This window comes from Herbiconiux daphne (assembly GCF_024979295.1).
Taxonomy (GTDB): Bacteria; Actinomycetota; Actinomycetes; order Actinomycetales; family Microbacteriaceae; genus Herbiconiux; species Herbiconiux daphnes.
In genome coordinates this window covers 1-762 of record NZ_JANLCJ010000327.1, presented here as the reverse complement: position 1 = coordinate 762, position 762 = coordinate 1, and the positions used below count along the sequence as shown (strand labels likewise).

At 38.1% G+C, this 762-nt stretch carries 2 protein-coding genes; both read right to left on the bottom strand.

From position 1 onward, the window contains the following. On the bottom strand, positions 1–338 hold a 338-nt coding region (locus N1032_RS25010; RefSeq protein ID WP_259543261.1), incomplete at its 3' end, for an RNA polymerase sigma factor. A gap of 69 nt (positions 339–407) precedes the next feature. After that, positions 408–762: hypothetical protein (locus N1032_RS25005; protein ID WP_259543260.1), on the bottom strand; the 355-nt coding region annotated here is incomplete at its 5' end.

Sequence of the window (762 nt, the reverse complement as noted above, 5' to 3'; positions counted from 1 at the left end):
AAATCCAAAGGATCTTTAATCAACTTGCAATCCAGCAAATCGATTATTTGGGAACTGCCAGTGATGTTATCTTCAACATCAAATTTCTGATAGTATCTAACAACACGCTGATAAAGAACAAGGGAAAGTAAATTCTCAATGCTTTCCCATTTAATATCATCCCACATTTCCAACAGATACAAGAATACGTTTTGCGTAATATCTTCTGCATCCATTAAATCTTTCTTCTTCATAATGAGAAGTTTGATAATGATAGGGTAATATTCTTTATACAACTCTTCACGAGTGTATACTTTACCGGCATGTTTTCTTTTAGGTATGCTATATTTGTAACTCATGCATATCCTTATGCTAGAAAATAAAAAAGGCCACCGAAATGGCAGCCTTTATATTATGCTGCGGTTAGATTAGAAAGGGATGTCGTCGTCAAAATCACCACCAACATCTGGGTTACCAGTTGTATTTGTAGAGGTGGTTGGAGTACGCTCTTGATCGCTATTCTTAATCGGCTCCTTGCCAGCATATGGAATATTTTCTTTGTCGATAGCTTCTGCAAGCTGATCGCGTTGGAACTTATACAGTTTTGAATAAGCCTGTAAGTTCTCTGGGGTGTCAACGTATGGGTTGAATGCTACATTCTCCAGACGCGCTTCACCAACTTGTTTCTTGAACATGTTCGGAATCGCTGAAACACCAACAACTTTATTGCGGGTTTCGCCACGTTTAGTTTTATAAGAACCAACACGGACACTAACGATTTCA